The following is a 19,492-nucleotide window of genomic DNA, read 5'->3' on the forward strand; positions in this document are numbered from 1 at the left end:
TCTGCTGGAGCTTCGCGCTCACGCTTTATCCGGATACATCACGCCAAGCGTGGCTCTGGCACGGTGGATTAACGCCTATTGCTTTGGCGCGAGGATACCGCGCAGTACGAGTTCGCAACCAGCCATGAAATGCGGATCGCTGGACGGATGCGTGCCTATATGGATGGCGAAAGCGCGCGTAATGACCAAGAGCATGTCGATACGGATGTCTATTTCAACCGCCGTGAAACCTTCCAGCAGAGGGCCAACGATCTTTCTGAACTCATCGCGAAACAGGCGATCAACGCGAGCCACGAGGGCTGCAAATTTGGGATTGCGCGCCGACTCCGCTAATGTTTCCAAAGCGAGGGCAGCGCGATCATAATCAAGAAACCACAGGATATCGTTCAAAAACTCATTGATTACCAGTTCGATGTCTGGCTTTCCGGCGCTGCGCAGTCTCGTCACGTGCGCCATGAAGTCCTCAAAATCTCGCTCGACCAGCGCGATCATGATCGCTTCCTTGGTCGCGAAATATTTATAGACGTGGCCGACACTCATCGATGCTTCGGCACATATTCGGCTCATGCTTGCCGCATGAAACCCGTCCGCTCGAACGCATGCGCGCGCTGCATCCAGAATCTGCGTCTGCCGACGCTTAAGCCGTTCTTCTCGCCGCAATATTACTGCCGTTGATCCTGCCATTGCCACCTCATAATGCATCGCCCAGCGAACTGAAGCCTAAGGTTCATGATAATGCATTGCCCAGCGAACCGAAGGCTAAAGCTCATGCGGGCCTATCACATCGCGCCTTGATAGCAAAAAAAGAGAGTGATCGCTCAAACTATTTATTGACTCGTACGGCGAGTTGGATGCAATTGGCTTCATGGTTCCGCTGGCATGGCTCAATGAAGCCCGGAAAATGTCGATGGTTAGGAGAGTTTTAGGCTATGACGCTGACATCGCTACAGAGTTTCGCGGACCCCGAAATTCAAAAGTGTCCATTTCCATTTTACGACACGCTGCGAGAGGAGCAGCCGGTGTTCCATGATCCGAAGACGGGGCATTATGTCCTGACTCGGTATGAGGATGTCCGCAAAGCGTTGTTGAGCCCTTCGATACTCAGTAACAAGACGCCCTTTCTTGGCGATCGCTGGTCGCAGGAGGCGAATGCCATGTTTGAGAAGGACGGCTGGTTGCCGATGGATACGCTCGTGTCCAACGATCAGCCAGAGCACCGCACTTACCGCACTCTGGTCGACAAGGTATTCACCTCTGCAAAGGTGAAAGGGCTGGAGCCTGCGATCAACGCAATGATCGCCGACCTGATCGATGGCATTTTGGATCGCGACGAGATCGATTTTCTCGAAGATTTTGCCATTCCCTTGCCGATGTTTGTCATCGCCGATCAATTGGGAGTCCGGCGCGAAGACCGGGTGATGTTCAAGCACTGGTCAAACGCGGCGGTCGAAACGACAGGTCCGCTTACGCCCGAGCGCCAGTTGGAACTGGCGAAGGTGCTGATCGAACTGCAACAATATATGGCGGTCCAGATCGAACGGGTACGTGCCGAACCGGACGATATGTTGATCAGTCGGCTGGTCAATATGGACACAGACGGCCGTCGACTGAACGATCAGGAACTCCACAGCATCGTATTTCAGATTCTTGTCGCTGGTAACGAGACGACGACCACGACACTTGCTTCGGGCATGCGCATTTTGATTGAGCGCCCAGAGCTTGCCGACGCGATCCACGCTGACCCGGCGAAGATCGCGACCCTGGTCGAAGAAGCACTGCGCACCGCTACGCCGCTGCAATGTCTGTGGCGTACGGCCTTGGCCGATGTCCAATTTGGCAACGTCACTATCCCTACCGGCTCGATCGTCGAATTGCGTTTCGGCGCGGCGAACCGCGACCCTGCACAGTTCGGCTGTCCGGCGGATGTCGACCTCCAACGGAAAAATGCTAATAGCCATCTGGCGTTCGGTGCGGGCATCCATCTGTGCATCGGTAATCAGCTTGCGCGGGGCGAGTTGCGCCTGGCGTTTCAGGCCCTGACGCAACGGATGAAAAATTTCCGGTTCAGCCGGGGCGGTGACAGTTGTGTCCCGCTTGAAGGATACACGCCTTATGGATTACAAAAACTCTGGATGTCATTCGACCCGCGGTAGTGAGCAGGGGCAGCGGTTGTAGCTCGGTGCCCAACCCTGTCCGACGGTTTACCTTGGCGCAATCTGATGGAGAACGTCTGGGAACAGCCAGCATAGGTGGACGGAATGGGACAAATCTTGGTTACCGGCGGCACCGGAAATATCGGCATGTATGCGGTTGCCGAATTTACGCGGCGCGGGCACGACGTCACCGTTCTCGATCGAAATGATGAAGCGCCGATGTTGACCGCGATCGTGCCAGACGCGGATGTCGTGGCCGGTGACATCTTGGATGTCGATCTGTTGACGGATATCGTCAAAGACAGGGGAATAACCCATATCCTCCATCTCGCCGGTTATCTTGGACCTGAGTCGGTCAATTTTCCTATTAAAGCGCTCGACGTGAATTGCCGGGGTACGGCAAACATCTTTGAGGTGGCACTCGCGCAAGGGGTGAAGCGCGTATGCTGGAGCAGTTCAATCGCAGCTGTCGGGACACTGCCTGACTATGATGGCAGGCCTGTCGATGAAAATTACCGGTTCGCCCCGACCACGACATATGGTACCAGCAAATATTACAGCGAACTCATGACCGCCATTTATCGCGAGAGAGGTCTTGATGCCACCTGCGTTCGTGTCGCCTTTGCCTTCGGTCTTGGCAAGTTGACCGGCAGTTGGGGTGCCAATTACAACCGGATCATTTACAATGCTGCTGTCGGGCGCCCCTCCGTTTTCCCTTCATGGGCCAAAACGGGCATCCAAATGATCTACAACAAGGATCAGGCTAAATTCTGCGTGGATGCGACGCTCGCGCCGCCGTCAGAACACTGGCTGTTCAACACACCAACAGAACGGTCTTTCACTGAAGACGAAATTATCGCGATCATTCGAGACCTTGCGCCCGATTGTGATATCAGCCGCGATATGAAGGCACCTCCCGGATCCGCCTTTCCGCCTAATGTCGACGGCGCGCGAGCGATTCGTGAAATCGGTTTCCACCCGGATTATACCGTACGAGCCGCGATTGCTGAAATGGTGGACTATTATCGATGCCATCCAGATCAGGGTGTTGATGAGGCTTCAAGATAAAATCAAACATATCCAAGTAAAATCTATGGCGAAAGCCCTTGGAACAATCACTGCGAATATAAAATCCGTCGACAATTTGACGATCTACCTAATTTCGTTCAGCCTTCTACGATGCGTAGATAGAAAATGACATGCTATAAAAATATCCAATTTTTGACGATTTGAATACGTAAATGAACAGCTTTTCACCCAACTAAAGATTTTGACGGTTCCTCAACATTTAAGAGGTTTCTGACGGCGTTGTGTAGCCGCACAACATAGGTTGCACTTGCGTAGGGTTGGATCAGGCTAATGTGATGGATGCAACAATCATATATCGCATCCAGCCCGTCACTATCCTCGTCAGTACCTGATCGTGCTGCGCCAAGGCGGTTCACCCAGACTGCCCACATATTTTCTCCCAGAATTTGAGGACTGTTGGGAGCCACAAGCGGTGCAATGTCTCCGCAACTGATCGCCTGCTCTATTCTATGAATCGATCCCTTGATCGCAGTTGTCATTATTCGATGATAGCTTTCTGCCAGATGGGGATCTGTGGCAGTAAAATAGGTCAGTGACTCGAAGAAGAAATGATAGCGCCACATCAGGCTGAATAGATTGACTATATATTCAGCGAGTTGCTTGGCTCCAGGATTGCGCGGACTTGCCAATACGTCGGCAGCATCCTGCTCAAGCCGATCTATCAATGCATAAATGATGTCCTGCTTTTTTGCAAAGTGATAGGTCAAATTACCAGGGCTGATACTCAGGCTGGACGCAATTTTATATATGGGAACGCGATCCACGCCACTGCTATTGAAAAGCCTGAGCGCGGTGGACAGGATACGGTCGGGAGTAGATTCTTCGCCCAAAATTGCGTTCCCCTTAGTAGTTTAGTTGCTAAAACCAATACCCTACCATGCATGGTTCGTCGGTCAACCTTGATGAGCAGAGGCCACATCCCTGGCGCTTGTTGAAATCGCGGCGCAATCGGATCATCGGCCGACATGAGTGCAAACACTATAATACCAAGTTGCAATGATCGTGCCCCCTAACACTCTTCCCCCTTATGGGGGAGGTTGGGTTGGGGTGTGCTACCGCCAGCGTGGGCGCTCGGCTTCGCCTCGCTCCCCCTCCCCTTGACTGGAGCCACTTCCAACCAACCCTGCCCGCCGGGGTGGGGAGATGAGTCACAATCATCGCACGTTGGTATAAGCTGACCAAGAAACTGCCGGATCGATCACTCGCCTCGTCTGCGGGTTCTTATACTTGGTGAAGCCAGCAATTATAAGCTACAGCGCCTCCACAATCGTTACGTTAGCTTGCCCGCCGCCTTCGCACATGGTCTGAAGCCCATATTTAAGGCCCTTTGCCCGAAGACCATGTACCAGTGTTGCCATCAATTTTGCGCCTGACGCCCCAACCGGATGCCCCAGCGCGATCGCGCCGCCATTGACGTTCATTTTCAGAGGGTCGACGCCGGTATGCTTCAGCCAAGCAAGCGGCACGGGCGCGAACGCCTCGTTCACTTCGAATAGATCGATATCGCTGATTGCCATGCCTGCGCGTTTTAGCGCCTTATCCGTTGCATAGAGGGGTTCCTCCAGCATGATGACCGGGTCTCCTGCGGTCACGATGAAACTGGCGATCCGCGCAATAGGGGTCAGTCCATATTCTTTCAGAGCCTTTTCCGACACGATGACGACAGCGGCGGCGCCGTCAGTGATCTGGGACGATGTGGCCGCCGTTATAAGGCCGCCGTCGACTACTGACTTGACGCTCGACATACCTTCCGCAGACACATCCCAGCGGATGCCTTCGTCTTTGAAGTGCAAGTCTGTCGTCCCATCCGCGAGCGTGATCGCGATAGGTACAATTTCAGCATCGAACGCGCCGGAATTGGTCGCGGCCATCGCCCGGCGATGGCTTTCAAGGCCGAACGTATCGAGATCCTCGCGCGTGAAGCCCCATTTTTTCGCGATCATTTCCGCGCCTGCGAATTGGCTGAAATCATTGACTGAAAAGCGATCGCGGATCGACTGCACCATGGGAGTAGCCCCCTGCGCGCTGTTGGTCGCTGAGCCGAGAGGGACACGGCTCATACTCTCGACGCCCGCCGCGATGACGATATCCTGCGTGCCGGACATGATCGCTTGCGCCGCGAACTGCATCGCTTGTTGCGATGATCCGCATTGTCGATCGATGGTGATCGAAGGCACGGACTGGGGGAGGTTGGACGCCAGCACGGCAAAGCGCGCGATCTGCCGCGACTGCTCACCATATTGTGTGACGCACCCCAATATGACGTCCTCAATTGCTTCGGGAGGAACGCCAGCCTGTTCAACGGCGGCGTTCAGGACCTCTGCTGCCAGTTCGACAGGGTGACGCCCCGACAAGCGCCCATTACGCCTGCCACCTGCGGTTCGCACGGCTGAAACTATATATGCGTTCATATTTATTCCTTCACCATCATAACGCGCGCGCAACCGGACGAGAGATCGTCGCCAATGCATGTTCCATCGCCCAACCGGGCGAATCCGATCCCACGACCGCCCAGCTTATCCGTTCGGTCAGGGCAAAGGCATCGCGGCGGGGCCATATTCCATCTCATACATGGTGACAGAGACAACTTCAAATCATTAGGCACTATATACTGATTTATGTCGATGAATGTCGCGCGCCCGGCGCGAGCAAGCTGGCGGGTGCGGTCCGAAATGCTGGCTGCCTGAAACATGCCCCATCTCCCCACGCTGCTCATCCCGTTCTTGCGAACTCGCTGAGCAAAGTGTAGTCGATAGATACTGTATACTAACATAGATGCGAGGGGATTTGAGATCGCAGGTTTGGCCAAGATAGGTGCACCTATCGCCTTAGCCATGGTCTAGCGTTCCATCGACGCCATGCCCTCAAGCAGCCAGTTGTAGTGTGGCATCCATCGGGCGCACTAGCCAGCGTTGAGACGCAAACAGACCATATCAGTTTATTGTTTTGTGGCCATTATGAAGGAGTGCCAAGCCATGTCGGATCGTCGTTTCATCGATAAGGTCGTCATTGTCACCGGCGCGGGATCGGGCATCGGACGGGCCACAGCATCGGCCTTCGCCCGCGAGGGCGCTGCGGTCGTGGTTGCCGACATCGTCGGGGATAAAGCGCAGGAGACGGTCGATCTCATCCGTGCATCGGGGGCAACGGCGGAGGCCTGGCAAGTTGATGTGAGTGTCCGGGCGGAAGTCGATACCATGATCGACCAGGCGATATCCTTGTTCGGTCGGCTCGACGTCTATTTCGGGAACGCCGCCGTCATCGATGCGGGTACAGCCTGCGACGAAATGTCCGACAGCTTGTGGCACCGCAATATCGAGGTCAATCTGTCGGGCAGCTTCTTTGGCGCGCGCGCGGCCATCCCCCATCTTGCCCGGACGCGGGGCAATATTGTCCTGACGTCCTCGGTCGCCAGCATGGGCGGCCTGGCGGGGGGCGTTGCCTATACCGCATCGAAATATGGGGTGGCCGGACTGGTCAACCAGCTCGCCTGCGAAGTCGCACAGCGCGGCATTCGCGTCAATGCGGTGGCACCGGGCGGTGTTCGGACCAACATCTTCGATGTGATGGGTGGTGCCTCGGAGGTTGACGATTTCGTGCGGTCCGTAACCCCGATGGGGCGGTTTGCAGAGCCGGAGGAGATCGCCGGGCCGGTCCTCTTCCTTGCGTCAGACGCGGCCAGCTTCATTACGGGAACCACCCTGCGAGTGGATGGTGGCTGGCGGTCCAAGTGACTACCGCCTGAAGATGAGTATGCGAGAAGGGAAGGGGTGTGGGATGGGACGTCTATCTGGGAAAGTGGCTGTCATCACGGGCGGCGTATCGGGCATCGCACGCGGAATCGTAGACTTGTATGTTGCCGAGGGGGCAAAGGTCGTCGTCGCGGACATCCAGGTGGATAAAGGGGCTGTTCTGGAGGCGCAGTTCCCCGAATCGGTCGCGTTCAGCCGGTGCGACATTCGCAGCGAGGATGCCATTGCCGCAACGATGGCTATGGCCGAAGAGCGGTTCGGCGGTCTCGACATCCTCGTCCATGCAGCCGCGTCGGTGGATCATAAGGCGAAAATCGTCGATCTGACGAGCGAAGCCTGGGATGACGGTCAATCGACGTTGCTGCGCAGCCATGTCTTGGGCATCAAACATGCCATAGGTCCCATGAACAGGCGCGGCGGCGGCTCCATCGTCCTGCTTGCTTCGGCGGCGTCTGAAAATTTTTCGCCGGCCGCCAGCATGGTTTATGTCGTGTGCAAAGGGGCCGTGCTCTACCTGACACGTTGGGCGGCTTTTGAACTCGCCGCCGACAATATACGGGTGAATGCCATCGTTCCGGGATTTTACGCCACACCTATGTGGGGCCAGTTGATCGGTGCCAGCAAGGATGTTGCGGATCTGATGCCAGCCTATCTGGACGAAATGGCGTCGGGCTCCCAGCCACTGCCAAGGGCGGGCAAGCCGGTCGATATCGCTTACGCATCGACCTATCTGGGGTCCGACGAATCCGCCTTTGTGACCGGCACCCATCTGGCAGTGGATGGAGGCCTGTCGATATTCCGACCTTCCGTACCGCGGGAAAAGGTCATGGCCTATCTGGAGACGGCAAAGGCGCGCGCGGAAGCGGACATCCAGGCCAGAGACCGATAGGTGACCGGCAGAGGATCATGACGCGCGGCCATGTGCCTCTGCCTTCGGTCAGGTCAGCCTCCGATCAGCTCAGGGGCGGCCCCCGTCGACCTGAATGAGCGCGCCGGTCGTGAAGCTTGAATGATCGGACGCGAGGTAGAGTACCGTCGATATGATTTCCTCAGGTTCGCCATAGCGTTTGATCGCCGACTTGATGTTCTTTTCCTTGTCGGGCGACCAGGCCTTGGCAATGTCGGTGCGGAAGCTGCCCGGCAGGATCGCGTTGACCCGGACTTTGGGCGCATATTCAAATGCGTGCGCGGTCGTGATGGCGTTCAAAGCGGCCTTGGCGCCGGAATAGGGCGCATATTCGGGTTGAGGCCGTATCGACCCGATCGAGGAAATATTGATGATGCTGCCGCCATCGCCTTCCACCATCCGGCTTGCGACGAGCGCTGTCATGCGAAATGGTCCCTTGAAATTGACGCCGACGACCTTGTCGAACAAGGCTTCGGGCGTACCGATCGACCCATCGGACAGCGGCGACATGCCGGCATTGTTGACCAATATGTCTATCTTGCCGAAATGGGCATAGGCGGTCTCGGCCAGCCGGTCGATATCGTCCCACCGGCCCAGATGCGCGCCTATGCCAAGGGCGCGGACGCCGAACTCGGCTGCAATTTCAGCTGCCAGTTGTTCGCAATTTTCTGCGTTGCGGCTGGCGATGATCACGTCGGCACCCTGTTCGGCAAAGGCGCGCGATATCGCCGCCCCCAGACCGCGGCTTCCGCCGGTCACCAGCGCGACCTTGCCGCTGAAATCGAAATATTGTTTCATGACCGGACCTATAGCGATTCAGTGAGGGTTTTGCGGGCGAGTGCGGCAATCGTGGCGACACGATCCTGCGTGTGGCTGACCCGCTGATTTATGCTCGTGCCCGTGCTGGCGCGTTTCAATATGCCCTGAATCATCACGGCATAACGGAATTGCACGAACGCCAGATAGAAGCTGAGATGCGGGATCGCGGCGATGCCGACGCGTCGACAATAGCTTTCGATATAGGCGTCCAGCGTAGGGATGCCCAAAGCATCGAGATCTTTTCCCACAAGCGACGTCGCGCTACCTTCGGCAAAGCCGAGCGGTTCCCACCAGGCGCGGCTGTTGTGCGCCAAGTCTATATAGGGATTGCCGAGCGTCGACATTTCCCAATCCAGCGCCGACAAGATCTTCGGTTCGGTCGGGTGCACCATGGCGTTATACAGGCCGAAGTCGCCATGCAGGATCGTAGTCGGCTCCTGCTCGGGAAGGCGATCGTGCAACGCCTGCATCAGCCAGTCTATGTCCGGCACCTCGACCAGTTTGGACTGTTCGTAGATTGTGCACCAGCGTTTGAGGTTGCGGGCGGTAAACCCGGTTGTCTTGCCGAACGTCTCCAGGCCGAGCGCCTTATAGTCGAGCGCGTGAAGGTCGGCGATATAGGCGTTCATCGAATCGTAGATGGCGGTGCGATCCGCTTTCGCCACGCCTGGCAAATCAGCGTTCCAGAATACGCGTCCGTCGATAAATTCGGTAATGTAGAAGGCCGAACCGATGACGGACTCATCCTCGCAATAGAGCGCAGGGCGGGGGACGGGAAAGCCCGCGTCGGCCAGCGCTTTTGTGACCTGATATTCACGGTCGATCGCGTGCGCCGATGCCAATAACTGGCCGGGCGGCTTGCGACGCAGGACATAGCTTTTGTCCTGCCCCACCAGCTTGTAGGTCGGATTCGACTGACCGCCCTTGAATTTCTCGATCGCAAAATCGCCACCCAGCCCATCCACGCGCGGCGCGAGGTACGCAGCAAGCTTCAGCCGATCGAGCGCCAGATGTTCGGGCGGCGCTTCGGTTCCGGTGAGCAGTTCCTGCCGGTCAGCCATGATGTGCTACCTCGCTGGGTTTGGTGGTCTTGTATTTTGCCAGTTCGTTGCGCGCGATGACGCGGTTGTGCACCTCGTCGGGGCCATCGCCGATACGCATGACGCGCAGTCGCGCGAAGGTATAAGCCAGGCCGAAATCGTCGCACATTCCCGCCGCGCCATGAGCCTGCTGGACGACGTCGCACAAATGTTGCGCGAGTTCAGGCACGATCACCTTGATCTGGGAAATCTCGTTCCTGGCCTGCTGCACGCCGACCGTGTCCATCAGCCATGCGGTCTTGTAAACGAGCAGGCGGCTCATTTCGATATTGATGCGGGCGCGGGCGATCCGCTCCTTCCACACGCTTTCGTCCGACAGGCGCTTGCCGAAGGCGACGCGCGAGGTAAGGCGCAAACATAATTTTTCCAGCAGGCGTTCGGACACGCCGATGATGCGCATGGCATGGTGAATGCGACCCGGCCCCAGCCGTCCCTGTGCGATCTCGAACCCGCGTCCCTCGCCCAAGATCACATTTCCCGCCGGGACACGGACATTTTCAAAAAGGATTTCGGCGTGACCGTGCGGACGGTCGTGATAGCCAAAGATGGGCAGCGACCGGACGAGCGTCACGCCGGGGGTGGTTGGCTCGACAAGTATTTGCGTCTGTTGCAGATGACGGGGCGCAGTGGGATCGGTCTTGCCCATGACGATGAAGATCTTGGTGCGCGGATTATAGGCGTTGGTGATCCACCATTTGCGACCGTTGATGACATAATGGTCACCGTCGCGCTCGATCCGGGTCTCCACATTCGTCGCATCGGAAGAGGCAACCGCCGGCTCGGTCATCGCGAAACTTGACTTGATCTCGCCCGCCAGCATGGGCTTTAGCCATTTTTCCTGCTGCTCGGGACTGCCATAGAGCGAGAGCACGTCCATATTGCCGCTGTCTGGCGCGTTGCAGTTGAACACTTCCGACGCCCAGTGGACCCGGCCCAGCGCCTCTGCGATCGGCGCATAGTCGAGGTTGCTCAGGCCCGGCCCGTGGCGCGTATCGTGCATATGCATGTTCCAAAGGCCGGCATCGCGGGCCTTTTGCTGCAATTCCAGCATCAGGGGCGGAACGCGCCATGGATCATTGGTGTCGTCACCCAGCTGTTCTTCGTAGACAGCCTCGTTGGGATAGACATGCTCCCCCAAAAAATTCTGGACCCGGAGCAGCCACTCCTGCCCGCGCTCACTCAAAGCGAAATCCATCATCAAACTCCGTTGCGGGTTTCGGCGTACCGCAAGAACGGATGCCTCATTTTTTCGTGTCAGACTTTGGAGTAAGGTGCATCAACTCGACGGCCAATCGCATCGTCCAGCTTATGGGGCCGATCGAGAGGACGATCAACGCACTGTACGCAGCCCGCTGAACCATGCATGATCAGCCGTACGTAAAAGCCTCTGGCCCTCCCCACAAATCTGGCTATAGGTTATAGGACCTACTGATGGCGTGTCAATTGGTGTCGAGCCGTTCGCCTGATTGCAATTCGGCGAGAGATCGCGGGATGCGGGCTTCAGCTTATGGTTGCCTGAAATGGCGATTGTGATAGGATATAGTATCCATAGAGGGGCACATATTGGCATGATAGCCGAATGTGAGATGAGGAAATCAGATGGCTGACGTACATTCTCTGGTCCAGGAGGGATCGAGGATCCAGGATTGGACGGTTGGGCAACTTCTAAAGCGCGCGGCCGACAGCGCGCCTGGTCGAATTGCCATAAAGGATGGGGACCGCGCATGGACCTATCAGCAACTGCAAGCCGATTCCGAGCGGCTAGCGCGAACGCTCCTCACCCATTTCAAGCCGCGTGAGCATGTCGCCATCTGGGGCTCCAACAGCGGGCCATGGATAGTGTATCAGATGGCGGCGGCGCAGGCGGGCCTTGTTCTCGTCACCCTCAATCCGGCGTTGCGTCTGGGCGAAGTCGAGGCGTTGCTTCGACAGAGTCAGGCTGTCGGTCTGATCGCGGATACGGAATATCGTGGCTTTTCCCTGGTCGATGCCATCGAGGGGATTCGATCGTCGCTGCCGCATTTGCGTACCATATTGCTAACGCGCGACTGGGAGGACCACATCGCGGACGCGCCGGAAGTCCGCGTCGATGTTGAGGTCACGCCTGATGACACAGCGCTTATCCTCTATACGTCGGGTACGACCGGCCTACCCAAGGCGGTGAAGTTGCATCACCGCGGTATCGTGAACAATGCGTTGCTGGGATCGGAACTCTACCTGCTGGACGACGGCCTGCCGTGGTTGGGGGTCATGCCTTTCTTCCACATCGGGGGATCGGTCAGCACTGTCCTGGGGTGCATATCGCGGCTTAGCACCCATATCATATTGCGCGCCTTCGACGCCGGAGACGTGTTGCGGCTGATCGAACAGGAGCGGATTGTCTGGTTTCCTTGCGTTCCAACTATGGCACTCGCTATCATGGAGCATCCGGATTTCGACAAGACCGACCTGTCATCCCTTGAAGTCATCCAGACGGGTGCCACAACGATATCACCCGAATTCGTTCGCCGTTTGGGCGCGCGCTTCAATGCCGATGTCCAGATCATGTTCGGCCAGACCGAAGCGGGCGGTGTCATGTGCAAATCGTTGCGCGGAGATCCGGTCGAAGTCATCGCCGGCACGGTTGGAAAGCCTTATCCTTACACCGAACTGAAAATTTCCGATGTTGCCACCGGCGCAACGCTGGGACTTGGCGAGATCGGCGAAATCCGGATACGCAGCCCTTATATGACGCGCGGCTATTTCGACAATCCTGCCGCTACCGCCGCTGCGTTCGACGATGACGGCTTTCTGCGGACGGGCGATCTCGGCACGCTGGACGATCTGGGCTATGTTCGCGTAACCGGGCGGCTCAAGGAGATGATCATTCGCGGGGGCGAGAACATCTACCCCCGCGAAATCGAAGATCGGCTGGGCGACTATCCGGGGATCGCCGAATGCGCGGTCGTCGGCGTACCGCACGAGCGCTGGGGTGAAGAGGTCGCGGTTGCGATCAGATGCGATCCGGGGGTGACAGTCGAGATCGAGGATATTCGCGCGTTCCTGCTCGATCGGATCGCGCGACACAAGGTTCCCAAGCTGTGGCAGATCGTGAGCGAGTTTCCACGCACGGCATCGGGAAAAATTCAAAAATTCGAACTGATCAGCCTGTTTGCTTCGCCCGATGGGGGCGCGCAGGGCTGAACAAGGCTGGTGGTTGCACTCTTTGCTGGCGCGCGCAGGACGGAGATAATATCGGTGCCGCCGCAGCAAGCGGGCGGCACCGAGCGCCGATTTAACGGACGATGAAAGCGTTCTTGTCGCCGAATTTGTGCGCCGTTGATTTTCCGGCCGGGAAATCGTCGAAGATATGACGATCGATGTCCATTCCGCTGAACTGTTCCATCAACACAGGTCCGCTGCAGCAATCCAAAAGCTGGCGGTTAAATTCCTGAAACTCCGGAACTAGGCGCAATTCCGCCGCGACGTCATCGTCCCACGATGCGAACACGACGAATTCGTTCGGATCGCGCGCCCAACCCTGAAATGCGAAAACACAGCCACGATAATAATAGGGCTTAGCCTGTTCGCATACATTTTCAAAAATCTGAAGAAACTCCTCGCGGCGGGCCGGATCCACCGACCAGCGGACCGCGAACAGATTGCGGTCACGGGTAAATGGCGATTCTTGTGTCATGTTAACTCTCCTGCTTGATGAGGCTACTATCGTGATCGAAACGGCGCTGCACCGGTTCACGAGCGCAGTTCAGCTGCTCGCCTGTTCCTGTTCGGCAACAAATCCCGGGAACGTGCGCAGATAGGCGATGAACGGGTCGGTCGCCCCTTCCATTCGCAGATGCTCGACGTCGACGGGTTGTGGCGGTGACAGAAATGCCGAATCCTGATGTACGCGCATGGGGAAGTCGTGGCGCAGTATGCCCGCGCGACCGATCGTCACGAAATCGCAACCTGCATCGATCAGGTTCACAGCGGTCGCTGCATCCATGATCTTGCCGGCCGCGCCGAGGCGTACATTTCCACGCGGCAACTCGGTGAAATAGCTCAGCAGGCTGCGGCCCTGAAATTCCTCCTCATGAGGCTCCTTCGCAACATCCCATAGTGACATGTCGAGATAATCGATCTGTCCCGCCTGCATGATGCTCGCTGCAAGTTCACGGACTTCGGCGAGCCTCATCCCGAAACGTTCGGGTGAAAGGCGAAGTCCGATCTGGAAGTCGGGACGGCACTGGCGGCGGATCCCGTCTATGACTTCCAGGAGGAGACGGGCGCGGTTTTCGAAGCTACCACCATAGCGATCGTCCCTTTGATTGATCGTAGGTGAAAAGAACTGCGCGAGAATATAACCATGCGCTCCGTGTATCTGTACGCCGTCACAGCCGGCAGCGTCGGCGCGTAAGGCCGCACTTATGAAGTCGTCCCGCAAGGCTTCGACTTCGACAAGGCTAAGACCCCTGGCCCCGTTGCGCTTGCTGTCGGACGCGGCAACAGGCGTTCCCACCAAGTCAGGATCAGCGCGTTCGCCTCCATGGTATAATTGTACGGCCGAAACGGCTCCATTGTCTCTGACGGAGGCCGCGAAGCGGGTCAGCCCTTCGATATGTCCGTCAGCGAAGACGCCAAGCTGGCCGGGATAGCCCTGTCCGACAGGCTGAACCGGGGCGGCAGCTGTCATTACCAGCGCGAAGCCGCCCTTTGCACGCATCGCGAGCCAGCGGACCTCTTCCTCGGACAGACTACCGTCGATGTGGCTCTGCTGGTTGGTGAGCGGAGCCAGCATCAGGCGGTTCTTCAGGGCCGGGCCGCGCGCCATAGGAAGCGTGTCGAAGAGACGGGAATGCGGCATTATTTCTCCCAATCGAAGGCTGCAGCGGCGGCTTCGCTGCGCCTCCTTTCTCACAGGTCATTACGCTGCTGCCAGCATGGCCTCCGTCTAGGCTGCAAAAGCCCTAGTTGGTGGCAAGAATGGCGGCCAGGTCTTCAATACCAACCCAGTCCCCGATAATGACCGGTGGCTTTCCGTCGGCGCGCTGGGTTTCGTCTTCACGCACCACATTGAGCACCACACGGTCGGCACCGGCGCCGGCAAATTCCTCAACGCGGGCGAGGATTTGGTCATTGCTACCCCAGGCAGTCAGGGCGTCGATCAACCGGTCGCTGTTGCCGTTGCTCCAGTCGGATTCCTCGAATCCGCATTTGGCGAAGGCCGCTTGGTAATAGGGCAGGGCGATATACATGGCCAGATAGGCGCGGGCGACGGCGCGCGCCTTTTCAGCATCGGTGGTCAGCACACATAATATCTGCGCGGTGATGTTGAAGTTGGGGCCTACGCGCTCTCTCGCTTCAGTGATGATGCCGGCAGGCATCATCCACGTTACCATGCCTTGCGCATGTTTGACCGCCAGCTTTTGCAGGCCGGGCGCGTGGGCTGCAAGAATGACAGGGGCCAGCTGTTCCGGCTTCGGGCTGATCAACTGGACTTCTGCCATATCTTCCAGATAGGACGTCATTTTCGGCAGTGGGGCAACCCACTCGCCCTTGCGTTTGGCAATCACGATTGGGTTGGATGCACCGATACCCATGAGAAATCGGCCAGGATAGAATTCGGATAAGGCTTCTCGCGTCTGCTGGGCGCCCATTGCATCGCGACTATAGGCGGTCGCAACGCCAGTAGCCACTTTTAGGGTCGATGTCTTCGACAACATATAGGCGCACGCCATGTAAGGATCACGACCGAACGAATCGAGCAGCCAGACGCTGTCGAAGCCGAGCCGTTCGATCTTCAACGCCAAATCTGCAAGCTCTTCAGCGGACAGCATATGTGTGGTGCGATCAAGGGTGAGACCGATGGCAGGCATGATGTTCCTCTCATATAGATTATAGGACCCATATACGATATTTTTTCGATCGACAACCGGTGAGCCATCGTCGCCACAATCTCAAGGCCGACGGCTTGACATATAAACTCATATTACATAGTGCACTATATAATAGCGGGCAAGAGAAATGGTTTATCTTATGTCGCTTGGTACGCAATTGTCTTTTTCGCTCTATCGGGCGGCCAACAGAATGGTGCGCATGCATACGCCCTTTCTGACGCCGCTTGGGCTCACATTCCCCCAATATCTGGTGGTGTTGTCCTTGCTGGAGGCTTCGCCGGCTTCTGTGGGAACGCTAGGCGATCGGCTGGACATGGATGCGGGGACGATTACGCCCATCCTCAAGCGGCTGGGTGCGGCGGGCATTGTTACACGTACGCGTGATCCAGAGGATGAGCGTCGCGTTCTGGTGGACCTGACGCCCTATGCCCGGTCGCTTGATAGCGAAATCATTGGCGTCACCGACAAGATCAGGTCGGCTTGCGACCTGAGTGATGACGCCTTGGAGGGGCTTCGACAAACTCTGGATGCTTTGGCAATTCCCGCAGAGTAGCCGGTCCGTCAACATCCGGGACACTTATCAAAACTGGGAGATGATTCATGAAAATTGGCATTCTTGGCACCGGCCACATAGGCAAGACCCTCGTGCTGGTACTCAGCGCGGCGGGACATGAGGTGAAGGTGGCGAACTCACGTGGTCCCAAGTCGATCGACGCCGAGATGTTGGCCAATGGCGCGCGCGCGGTCGAGGCCGCCGAGGCTGTGGCGGATGTCGATGTCGTGATCCTGTCGATCCCGCTGCTGCGTATTGCCGATGTAGCGCCACTGATCGCGGCGCTGCCCGCTGAAACGGTCGTCATCGACACGTCAAACTATTATCCGGCTCGCGACAGCGGCATGAATGCTATCGAGGCGGGCCAGGTGGAGAGCTTGTGGGTCGTCGAGCAGCTGGGCCGCCCCGTCGCGAAGGCGTGGAATGCGATAGGGTCCGATTCATTCGCCAACAAAGCCAAGCCCGCGGGCGATCCCGATCGTCTTGCCATTCCCGTGTCTGCCGATGATGATCGCAGCCGTACGGTGGGAATGGCGCTGGTCGAGGATAGCGGTTTTGACGCGGTATATGCTGGCACACTGGCCGACTCCTGGCGGCAGCAGCCGGGGTCGCCCTGCTATTGCACGGATCTGACGCGGCAGGAAATGCCAGCGGCACTAGCCTCAGCGGTAAAGGAACGTTTGCCCAAGCGCCGCGATCTTGGCTACGAAGCCGTCGTCGAGCGCATGACGGGAACTGGCGCTCGCGATCCCAGCGCGGAATTCCTGGTGAGCCTCAACCGTGTGCTTTTCATGTAATATTTATGCCGCTTGCCCTGACGGGCAAGCGGCATGGGTTGGTCGATGGACGGGCATTCCATTGAAACAGATAGGCGTCAGCTTATGTTCTGGTGCATCTGCGCGCATTCTGCGGCAGCTGTCTCTCCCGCGATGCGACCGAAAGTCAGCGCGTTCGCAATGCCGATGCCACCGCCAATATAGCGACGACCCAGCGTACAGCCCAGCACCTCTCCGCCCGCGTAAAGCCCCTGAATCACGCGGCCATGGCCGTCCAGCACATGCCCATCGGCGTCTATTTCAATCCCCGCATGGCACGAAACCATGGCAGTCGCACGGATTTCAACAGCATAGAAGGGGCCGGTGCGGATAGGCAGATATTTGGCGGTCTCCTTGAAGAAATCCACGTCTTCGCCCCGGTCCATAAGATCGTTGTAGCGATTGACGGTCAGTTCAAGAGTGATCGGATCTATATCGGATCTCTTCGCCAGTTCGGCGATCGTGTCCGCGACCTTGACCCGGCCTTTTGCAACCTGATCGCGGATCACGTCGACACGCCAGCTGTCGTTACCCGGATCGTTGATATAGACTTTGAAAACGCTGTCGTCGGCACAGGCGTCCAGCAAGGCCTCTTCATCGAAAATGGCAAAGCAGCGCATTTCCGGCTGCTCGTTTACCAGATAGCCGCATACGGCGTATGAGGCATCTTCAGGAACGAAACGCTTGCCGTCCCGGTTGACCACCATCGCCCACTCAGGAAGAGCATAGGACATGTCCGGCTTGAAATTGGGCGACATGACCAACAGTCCGTTATCGATCCCCATTATGTTGGCACCCGCCCGCTCGGCAAGAAGGATGCCGTCGCCAACATTGTAGGGCGCTTCGGCATAGAAGGAGGTCAGCCGACCGCCATGCGCTGCCGCCGTCGGCCAGAGCCGCTTGACCATCTCGGGATTATTGGCAAATCCACCAGTCGTGACGATGACCGCATGGGCGCGTAAGTCGATATCGCCGGACCGGATTCCCACCACCCTGCCATCCTCGACCAACAGGTCGGACACACGCGAGCCGAGAGCGACCTCGACCCCCTGCGCGCCGATCGCGTTTATCAGCGATCTTGCGATGCCGAAACCTGCATCGACCGACTGATGACCCCGCGGGCGCCCACCAACACCCGATTCAATCACCAGATCAGGAGGAAATTCATTGCCCAGTTCGATCAGCCAATCGATAATATGGGCACCGTTGTCACAGAGCCTCTTCGCCAAGGCGGGCTTGATCGACCATTGGTTGAGAGTCATCATATACTGGAACATATCTTCAGCGGAATCGACGATGCCAGCCGCCCGCTGGACGCTCGTTCCTGCCGCATAGACGACGCCGCCGGCAAGTGCGGTAGCGCCACCTAGCGTCGGGCCGGCCTCTACCAGCATCACAGAGGCGCCGTTCCTGGCGGCGTGGTAGGCGGCCGACAAGCCTGCGCCACCTCCCCCAACGACGACAATGTCATAATCTACCGACATGCGAATAATCCTTACGTCTATCAGGCCAACGTCGCGGCCGTCGGCTTGCAGGAGCCGAAACATCCGTTGATGATCGTTTCAAACCCGGCCTCCCCGATGACGCAGACCACATCGACAGGTTTGACGGCTAAATGCCGAAAAAAATGTGCATCTTTGCCCTCCCGTCCGGCTGAGGCGAGGGGGGCGAAAGCCAACGGAGCCAAGTAGCTGCGCAGGCTTTCGACGACAAAGTCAGGGCCGTTGCATGTTAGGCCACGCGCTATTGGACGTTGCCTTTCGCGCCTTCCAGCAAGCAGCGTCATAGCGTTGTTTCGGCGCAATCAGGCCGGAACGGTCTGTGCCTTTTGCCTCGCGAAATATTGCCTGAACCCGTTCAGGATTGCGTCCGAATAGGTTCTTTCTATCAGCGAGATCATAAGGTTCAGGTCGGCTTCCTCGATCACGTCGAATTCCGACTTGAACGTCATCAAGGTTTCGCCGGTGGGCAGGCTGTCGAGCATGGTCGTGGCCAGATAGTTTCTGAACTCGTTGCGCAATTCTGCGCCGCCGGGGTTCGGGCGAAAAACCATGTCATAAACGATACGCTTGGTGGCATCGTCCTGCATCCAGAGCTTTTCATCGACAGCCGAGCCGGTGACGTGGCGCACGATGCGGGTCCGGGGTACTTCATCAGGCGCGCCCAGCAGTTCGACGCTGGCGATATTTGGACCGGGGCGACCGCCATCTTCGGGCTTTATCCACCAGCGTTCAAAATTGGCCCAGTCGGTCAGCAGTTCCCAGACGTCGTCGATTGGCGCATCGACGATCCCACGATATTCCGCATGGCCTCTCTTAAACTTCTGCATCTACTGCTCCTTAGAAACCGGTCTGTTGATCGGACCTGCCGGCCGTTCGGCTGCCGCTTGCTCGCCATGAACGAATATCTCTGTTCACTGGGCAACGCT

General features: G+C 57.5%; 18 protein-coding genes. 7 read left to right on the plus strand and 11 right to left on the minus strand.

Translation table 11 applies throughout. From position 1 onward, the window contains the following. Positions 1-75: 75 nt before the first annotated feature. On the minus strand, positions 76-684 hold the full coding sequence (locus ACODSR_RS17895) for a TetR/AcrR family transcriptional regulator (protein WP_489077971.1): 609 nt from the start codon (positions 682-684) through the stop codon (positions 76-78). A gap of 245 nt (positions 685-929) precedes the next feature. Between ACODSR_RS17895 and ACODSR_RS17900 the strand changes: the two genes are divergently transcribed. Beyond that, the gene (locus ACODSR_RS17900; protein ID WP_489077972.1) at positions 930-2,153 is read left to right on the plus strand and encodes a cytochrome P450; all 1,224 of its coding nucleotides are present in this window, start codon (positions 930-932) and stop codon (positions 2,151-2,153) included. Positions 2,154-2,258: 105 nt separating this feature from the next. Continuing rightward, positions 2,259-3,221, plus strand: coding sequence for an NAD-dependent epimerase/dehydratase family protein (locus ACODSR_RS17905; RefSeq protein WP_489077973.1), 963 nt, complete (start codon positions 2,259-2,261; stop codon positions 3,219-3,221). A 185-nt stretch (positions 3,222-3,406) separates the two neighbouring features. Here ACODSR_RS17905 and ACODSR_RS17910 read toward each other — a convergent pair whose 3' ends face one another. Beyond that, the gene (locus ACODSR_RS17910; RefSeq protein ID WP_489077974.1) at positions 3,407-4,072 is read right to left on the minus strand and encodes a TetR/AcrR family transcriptional regulator; all 666 of its coding nucleotides are present in this window, start codon (positions 4,070-4,072) and stop codon (positions 3,407-3,409) included. A gap of 420 nt (positions 4,073-4,492) precedes the next feature. Further along, positions 4,493-5,653: an acetyl-CoA C-acetyltransferase gene (locus tag ACODSR_RS17915; protein WP_489008458.1), complete on the minus strand. Its 1,161-nt coding sequence runs from the start codon at positions 5,651-5,653 to the stop codon at positions 4,493-4,495. Between the two features lie 564 nt (positions 5,654-6,217). On the opposite strand from ACODSR_RS17915, the gene ACODSR_RS17920 reads away from it, so the two are divergent. Both ACODSR_RS17920 and ACODSR_RS17925 read left to right on the plus strand, forming a co-directional pair. Continuing rightward, complete coding sequence (locus tag ACODSR_RS17920; RefSeq protein ID WP_489077975.1) at positions 6,218-6,976, plus strand: SDR family NAD(P)-dependent oxidoreductase; 759 nt, start codon at positions 6,218-6,220, stop codon at positions 6,974-6,976. Next, positions 6,954-7,883 (plus strand): SDR family NAD(P)-dependent oxidoreductase, encoded by a 930-nt coding sequence (locus tag ACODSR_RS17925; RefSeq protein ID WP_489077976.1) that lies wholly within the window; start codon positions 6,954-6,956, stop codon positions 7,881-7,883. The genes ACODSR_RS17920 and ACODSR_RS17925 overlap by 23 nt, the downstream gene beginning before the upstream one ends. 69 nt (positions 7,884-7,952) lie before the next feature. Here the strand turns inward: ACODSR_RS17925 and ACODSR_RS17930 are convergent, their stop codons facing one another. The 3 genes from ACODSR_RS17930 to ACODSR_RS17940 are packed head-to-tail and all read right to left on the minus strand — an operon-like array spanning position 7,953 to position 11,015. Further along, positions 7,953-8,699 (minus strand): SDR family NAD(P)-dependent oxidoreductase, encoded by a 747-nt coding sequence (locus ACODSR_RS17930; RefSeq protein WP_489008443.1) that lies wholly within the window; start codon positions 8,697-8,699, stop codon positions 7,953-7,955. 8 nt (positions 8,700-8,707) lie between these two features. After that, positions 8,708-9,781 carry a phosphotransferase family protein gene (locus tag ACODSR_RS17935; protein WP_489077977.1) on the minus strand — a complete coding sequence of 358 codons (1,074 nt, stop codon included), beginning with the start codon at positions 9,779-9,781 and terminating at the stop codon, positions 8,708-8,710. Continuing rightward, entirely contained in the window at positions 9,774-11,015 is a 1,242-nt protein-coding gene (locus ACODSR_RS17940) for an acyl-CoA dehydrogenase family protein (protein WP_489077978.1), read from the minus strand. Before ACODSR_RS17940 ends, ACODSR_RS17935 begins: the two co-directional genes overlap by 8 nt. A gap of 404 nt (positions 11,016-11,419) precedes the next feature. Here ACODSR_RS17940 and ACODSR_RS17945 point away from each other — a divergent pair, with 404 nt between their 5' ends. Beyond that, complete coding sequence (locus tag ACODSR_RS17945; protein WP_489077979.1) at positions 11,420-13,003, plus strand: class I adenylate-forming enzyme family protein; 1,584 nt, start codon at positions 11,420-11,422, stop codon at positions 13,001-13,003. A gap of 91 nt (positions 13,004-13,094) precedes the next feature. On the opposite strand, the gene ACODSR_RS17950 is transcribed toward ACODSR_RS17945, so the two are convergent. The 3 genes from ACODSR_RS17950 to ACODSR_RS17960 form a co-directional block, all read right to left on the minus strand. Next, on the minus strand, positions 13,095-13,496 hold the full coding sequence (locus ACODSR_RS17950; protein ID WP_489077980.1) for a putative quinol monooxygenase: 402 nt from the start codon (positions 13,494-13,496) through the stop codon (positions 13,095-13,097). A 69-nt stretch (positions 13,497-13,565) separates the two neighbouring features. After that, on the minus strand, positions 13,566-14,663 hold the full coding sequence (locus ACODSR_RS17955; protein WP_489077981.1) for an NADH:flavin oxidoreductase: 1,098 nt from the start codon (positions 14,661-14,663) through the stop codon (positions 13,566-13,568). A gap of 103 nt (positions 14,664-14,766) precedes the next feature. Continuing rightward, entirely contained in the window at positions 14,767-15,675 is a 909-nt protein-coding gene (locus ACODSR_RS17960) for an LLM class flavin-dependent oxidoreductase (protein WP_489077982.1), read from the minus strand. Positions 15,676-15,823: 148 nt separating this feature from the next. Here ACODSR_RS17960 and ACODSR_RS17965 point away from each other — a divergent pair, with 148 nt between their 5' ends. Further along, entirely contained in the window at positions 15,824-16,249 is a 426-nt protein-coding gene (locus ACODSR_RS17965; RefSeq protein ID WP_489077983.1) for a MarR family winged helix-turn-helix transcriptional regulator, read from the plus strand. A gap of 47 nt (positions 16,250-16,296) precedes the next feature. Next, a complete protein-coding gene (locus ACODSR_RS17970; protein WP_489008438.1) occupies positions 16,297-17,046 on the plus strand; it encodes an NADPH-dependent F420 reductase in 750 nt (249 codons plus the stop codon). A 77-nt stretch (positions 17,047-17,123) separates the two neighbouring features. On the opposite strand, the gene ACODSR_RS17975 is transcribed toward ACODSR_RS17970, so the two are convergent. Both ACODSR_RS17975 and ACODSR_RS17980 read right to left on the minus strand, forming a co-directional pair. Then, the gene (locus ACODSR_RS17975) at positions 17,124-18,548 is read right to left on the minus strand and encodes an FAD-dependent oxidoreductase (RefSeq protein ID WP_489077984.1); all 1,425 of its coding nucleotides are present in this window, start codon (positions 18,546-18,548) and stop codon (positions 17,124-17,126) included. Positions 18,549-18,868: 320 nt separating this feature from the next. Beyond that, complete coding sequence (locus ACODSR_RS17980) at positions 18,869-19,393, minus strand: SRPBCC family protein (RefSeq protein WP_224551121.1); 525 nt, start codon at positions 19,391-19,393, stop codon at positions 18,869-18,871. Positions 19,394-19,492: the final 99 nt, after the last annotated feature.

This window comes from Sphingobium sp. FG125, from assembly GCF_057809795.1.

Coding starts and splice junctions, on each gene's coding strand:
- ACODSR_RS17935 (WP_489077977.1), bottom strand. CDS start 9,781: ATGGCTGACCGGCAGGAACTGCTCACCGGAACCGAAGCGCCGCCCGAA.
- ACODSR_RS17940 (WP_489077978.1), bottom strand. CDS start 11,015: ATGGATTTCGCTTTGAGTGAGCGCGGGCAGGAGTGGCTGCTCCGGGTC.
- ACODSR_RS17970 (WP_489008438.1), top strand. CDS start 16,297: ATGAAAATTGGCATTCTTGGCACCGGCCACATAGGCAAGACCCTCGTG.
- ACODSR_RS17900 (WP_489077972.1), top strand. CDS start 930: ATGACGCTGACATCGCTACAGAGTTTCGCGGACCCCGAAATTCAAAAG.
- ACODSR_RS17950 (WP_489077980.1), bottom strand. CDS start 13,496: ATGACACAAGAATCGCCATTTACCCGTGACCGCAATCTGTTCGCGGTC.
- ACODSR_RS17925 (WP_489077976.1), top strand. CDS start 6,954: ATGGTGGCTGGCGGTCCAAGTGACTACCGCCTGAAGATGAGTATGCGA.
- ACODSR_RS17965 (WP_489077983.1), top strand. CDS start 15,824: ATGGTTTATCTTATGTCGCTTGGTACGCAATTGTCTTTTTCGCTCTAT.
- ACODSR_RS17920 (WP_489077975.1), top strand. CDS start 6,218: ATGTCGGATCGTCGTTTCATCGATAAGGTCGTCATTGTCACCGGCGCG.
- ACODSR_RS17905 (WP_489077973.1), top strand. CDS start 2,259: ATGGGACAAATCTTGGTTACCGGCGGCACCGGAAATATCGGCATGTAT.
- ACODSR_RS17895 (WP_489077971.1), bottom strand. CDS start 684: ATGGCAGGATCAACGGCAGTAATATTGCGGCGAGAAGAACGGCTTAAG.
- ACODSR_RS17980 (WP_224551121.1), bottom strand. CDS start 19,393: ATGCAGAAGTTTAAGAGAGGCCATGCGGAATATCGTGGGATCGTCGAT.
- ACODSR_RS17930 (WP_489008443.1), bottom strand. CDS start 8,699: ATGAAACAATATTTCGATTTCAGCGGCAAGGTCGCGCTGGTGACCGGC.
- ACODSR_RS17915 (WP_489008458.1), bottom strand. CDS start 5,653: ATGAACGCATATATAGTTTCAGCCGTGCGAACCGCAGGTGGCAGGCGT.
- ACODSR_RS17955 (WP_489077981.1), bottom strand. CDS start 14,663: ATGCCGCATTCCCGTCTCTTCGACACGCTTCCTATGGCGCGCGGCCCG.
- ACODSR_RS17960 (WP_489077982.1), bottom strand. CDS start 15,675: ATGCCTGCCATCGGTCTCACCCTTGATCGCACCACACATATGCTGTCC.
- ACODSR_RS17945 (WP_489077979.1), top strand. CDS start 11,420: ATGGCTGACGTACATTCTCTGGTCCAGGAGGGATCGAGGATCCAGGAT.
- ACODSR_RS17975 (WP_489077984.1), bottom strand. CDS start 18,548: ATGTCGGTAGATTATGACATTGTCGTCGTTGGGGGAGGTGGCGCAGGC.